We start from the raw sequence: 1,199 nt of genomic DNA on the forward strand, positions 1-1,199 counted from the left end.
ATATTGTTTTTTTAATTTAGGGGTAATAATTGAAATTACATCATCATAAATTGCTTAAACTCATATTAGCCAATCGAGAGGCTAGTTTAGAGGATTTAAGCAAGGCTATTGACTTAAAACATAATGATTACAAAGATTATTTTCCTTTAGCTTGTCTTGTCGTTAGTGGTTACATTAGTTGTGATCTGCGTAATTCATCAGGTAAGCCATATGACGAAAAATTACTTGCCTCTATATTTTATTCAAAAGTATCTGGGGAGGAACAGGTTAACAATTATCATAATAGCAGTGGCCGTAAAGGCTATGGAAGTAAGTTATTTACAATGACAGCAAAAACTCAATTGTATTTTGATAAGCTTCGAGCGAAGCGAGTTGAAAGGATGTTTACGGCACTAATTAGCATCACCGTTGGTGTTTCATCAGCATTAATTACATTGGCTATTAAGAGTAATATTTGAGCTGTGAGTAATCAATATAACAAATGCATCAACACGATTTGCTACACTCGGCGTCGTCAGTTTGCCTTTAGTTTCAGTGATTAAGGCGGTAAAATTCAGTTAAGTCTGTATCGTAGCAAACGTGTTATGCAGGCGTTGTGCGTACTGAGTCCGAAATTTTTTGCACGGTTCATCAAAAGGATCGCGGCTTTTGTAGTTTTGGCTTAGTAAGCGTTCCTTTCTTCTTTGTTTCATTTTTGCTTTCGTTATCGTCAGGTTCGGCAAATTGGCCCTTATTTCTCTAAGTTCAGGCGTTTCAGAGGCTAATTTATGCTTCAATTGTTCTTTGGTTATGCCTCATTTTATTCTGCATCAGTGTTTTCCTCTTAGCATTTTCAATCCCAATTGTGGCGAGGGTATTTGGTTTTTCAGTCCCAAACTGGTTGAATCCAAGTCGTTCAAATGGCGTAAGAAATGTATCTATTTTCCATTTACTTTATCTCGCAATTTAAGAACATTTTGTTCGCTTAATTGCTATCGGTAAATTAGAATCAGGGCTTAGAAAATCTTGGCAAGGCAGTTCTTTACCAAGTTAACCAAGCCGAAAGTAAGCACGCACAACAATCGCATCAACACGATTTATTACATTCGGCGTTCTGGGTTTGTCTTGAGTTTCGTGATTAAGGCATCAAAATTCAGGTTGGTTTGCATAGTAATAAACGTGTTATGCCAGCGTTGTGCGTACTGAGTCCGAAATTTTTT

At 36.8% G+C, this 1,199-nt stretch carries 1 protein-coding gene; it reads left to right on the top strand.

What is annotated here, in order from left to right; translation table 11 throughout:
* Positions 1–29: 29 nt before the first annotated feature.
* On the top strand, positions 30–458 hold the full coding sequence (locus tag PVK70_RS18690; protein WP_130049488.1) for a hypothetical protein: 429 nt from the start codon (positions 30–32) through the stop codon (positions 456–458).
* Positions 459–1,199: the final 741 nt, after the last annotated feature.

It is taken from the genome of Aliivibrio sp. A6 (assembly GCF_028765505.1).
GTDB classification, from domain to species: domain Bacteria; phylum Pseudomonadota; class Gammaproteobacteria; order Enterobacterales; family Vibrionaceae; genus Aliivibrio; species Aliivibrio finisterrensis_A.